General features: G+C 66.0%; 3 protein-coding genes. 2 read left to right on the top strand and 1 reads right to left on the bottom strand.

Features of this window, described 5'->3' with window-relative positions; all coding sequences use genetic code 11:
- A partial coding sequence (locus tag MLGJGCBP_RS17775) for an ATP-binding cassette domain-containing protein (RefSeq protein ID WP_160097321.1) occupies positions 1-824 on the bottom strand: 824 nt, incomplete at its 3' end.
- Positions 825-1,020: 196 nt separating this feature from the next.
- Between MLGJGCBP_RS17775 and MLGJGCBP_RS17770 the strand changes: the two genes are divergently transcribed.
- Both MLGJGCBP_RS17770 and ku read left to right on the top strand, forming a co-directional pair.
- Positions 1,021-2,169, top strand: a complete 1,149-nt coding sequence (locus tag MLGJGCBP_RS17770; protein ID WP_160097319.1) for a lycopene cyclase family protein — start codon at positions 1,021-1,023, stop codon at positions 2,167-2,169.
- A gap of 40 nt (positions 2,170-2,209) precedes the next feature.
- A partial coding sequence (gene ku / locus MLGJGCBP_RS17765) for a non-homologous end joining protein Ku (protein WP_442972106.1) occupies positions 2,210-3,021 on the top strand: 812 nt, incomplete at its 3' end.

Below are 3,021 nucleotides of genomic sequence, written 5' to 3'. Positions count from 1 at the left end.
TCCGCGTTCGCGCGCTCACGGCGGCGACGCTGCTCGTCGGTCGCGCGGGCGTCGAGATACTTCTTCCAGCTCATGTTGTACACGTCGGCCTCGCCGCGCACGGCGTCGAGGAACCACACCCGGTTCACGACGTCGTTGAGCAGATCGACGTCGTGGCTGATCACGATCAGACCACCCTCGTGGTTCTGCAGGAATCCCCGCAGCCACGTGATCGAGTCGGCGTCGAGGTGGTTGGTCGGCTCGTCCAGCAGCAGGGTCGTGTCCGACCGTCCACCGCTGCCGTCCGACGCGGCGAACAGGATCCGCGCCAGTTCGACACGGCGACGCTGACCACCCGACAGGGTGTGCAGTTGCTGACCGAGGATGCGGTCGGCCAGTCCGAGGCTGTTGCAGATGCGTGCCGCCTCGCTCTCGGCCTCGTATCCACCGAGGGCGGAGAACCGGTCCTCGAGGTTGCCGTACTTGCGGACCGCCTTGTCGCGTTCGGCGTCGTCGACGACCTCCGACATCAGGATCTGCTGCTTCTCCATGTCCCGCAGCAGCGAGTCGAGACCGCGCGCGGACAGCACCCGGTCCTTTGCGAGGACGTCGAGGTCGCCTTCCTTCGGGTCCTGCGGGAGGTACCCGAGGTCGCCGGTGCGGACCACGGCGCCCGCGTACGGCTCTCCCTCCCCGGCGAGGATGCGGAGGGTGGTCGTCTTGCCGGCACCGTTACGGCCGACCAGCCCGATGCGGTCGCCGGGCTGTACCCGCAAAGCCGGTCCGGGAGCAGACAGCAACGTCCGCACTCCAGCTCGAACTTCCAGGTCGGTAGCGGTGATCAACAAGACTCCTAGGAAAATGACACAGGCGCTGAATGAGAAAAACTGCGCAAAGAACACACGAACCAGCAATTTTACCCGACCGCGGCCCACTCGGAACACGCCCGTCCGTGATCCCGCTAACGTCGGCCGCCGCATCCGATCCCCCGGCGACCTCCGGCCTGCCCACGTTGCGCGACGGCCGTGACAGGCTGGCGACGTGACAGCCACTCCCCGTCCGCCGATCTGGGACGTCGCGATCGTCGGCCTCGGCCCCGCCGGCCGTGCCCTCGCCCACCGCGCCACTGCCCTCGGGTCGGCAGTCGTGTCGGTCGATCCGCTCCCTCGCCGATCGTGGACCGCTACGTACGCCGCCTGGGAAGACGAACTCCCCGGCTGGCTCCCGCGGGATGCCATCGCGACGAGGACCGACCGCCCGGCGGCCTGGACAACGCGTCACCACACCATCGATCGCACCTACTGTGTTTTGAATACATCGAGGCTGCAATCAATACTCGGTGACCATTGCGGAACTGTTATCGCAGGTCGAGCCGTCGACCTGTCCCCCACCTCCGTCCGACTGGACGACGGCTCGACGCTGAACGCACACGTCGTCGTCGACGCCCGGGGCACGGGCGACAGCCCCGACCTCGCCCAGCAGACGGCGTACGGAGTCGTCGTCGATCCCGGCACCGCCGCGCATGCGCTGGGCGGCGAGGCCGCGGTATTCATGGACTGGCGCCGCGACAACGGCACGTCCCCCACGGACACGCCGTCCTTCCTCTACGGGGTCCCACTCGCCCGCGACCGGTTCCTGCTCGAGGAGACCTGCCTCGTCGGCCGGCCCCCACTGCCGATCTCCGAACTCGCCACCAGACTCCACGACCGACTCCGGGCGCGCGGCGTCGCCGTGCCGTCCCATGCGGACGTCGAGCGCGTCAGATTCGCCGTCGAGCCCCCACCGGAGGCCGGTCGATCCCACAGCTCGGACCAGGTGCGCTTCGGAGCCCGCGCCGGGTTGATGCACCCCGGCACCGGCTACAGCGTCGCCGCCTCACTTCTGTACGCAGACGCCCTGGCCCGGGACCTTCGCGACGGGTCGAACGCACGACTGTGGCCGTGGAAGGCACGGACCGTGGCGGCGCTGCGATCGGTCGGGCTTCGCGTCCTCTTGGATCTGGGGCCGGAACACGTCCCCGAATTCTTCGACCATTTCTTCGATCTGCCGCCACGACTCCAGGCCGCATATCTGTCCGAACGGTCGAATCTGCGCGGAACCCTGTCGGCGATGGGCCGGATGTTTCTCGCATCCTCCGGCGATATCCGCGGTGTGATTTTCCGTTCCACGCTCCACCGGGAAGTTCGATGAACTGTCGCGAGAATGCGAAAAGGAGACCATCATGGAACGCATGCGGTCGATATGGAAGGGCTCGATAGCGTTCGGACTCGTGAACGTGCCGGTCAAGGTCTATTCGGCAACCGAAGATCACGACATCAGATTTCACCAGGTCCATGCCAAGGACGGCGGTCGGATCAAATACAACCGCGTGTGCTCCGAATGCGGCAACGTCGTCCAATATGCCGATATCGACAAGGCCTACGACTCCGACGACGGCGTCCGGGTGGTGTTGACCGACGACGATTTCGGCAAGTTACCCGCCGCCGAGAAACACGAGATTCCCGTTCTGCAGTTCGTGCCGACCGAACAGATCGATCCCATTCTGTTCGAGAAGAGTTACTTCCTCGAACCGGATTCCAGCTCCCCGAAGGCCTATGTCCTTCTCGCGACGGCCCTCGAAAACAGCGACCGGACCGCCCTCGTTCACTTCACGCTCCGTCAGCGCACCAGACTGGCCGCGATGCGCTCTCGGGACGGAGTGCTGGTGATCCAGACACTGCTGTGGCCGGACGAGGTACGCGCGGCCGAGTTCCCGTCACTCGACGACGTCGAGAAGCCGAAGGCGAAGGAACTCGCGATGGCAGAGACTCTCGTCGACAGCATGGCCGACGACTTCGACCCCACCGAATTCACCGACGACTACCAGGTGCAGTTGCGTGAACTGCTCGACGAGATGATCGAGTCGGGCGGCAAGAAGGTCATTCCGGTCGCCGAGGTCGAGAAGAGCGGCGAGGACGCGGAAGTGGTGGATCTCGTGGCCGCACTGCAGCGCAGCGTCGATGCCGCCGGGAAGAAGGCCGCACCCGCCAAGAAGAAGCCGGC

Source organism: Rhodococcus sp. T7, assembly GCF_009872365.1.
Taxonomy (GTDB): domain Bacteria; phylum Actinomycetota; class Actinomycetes; order Mycobacteriales; family Mycobacteriaceae; genus Rhodococcus_F.
The sequence above is the reverse complement of the archived record's forward strand: the minus strand, read 5'-3'. Positions and strand labels throughout refer to the sequence as shown.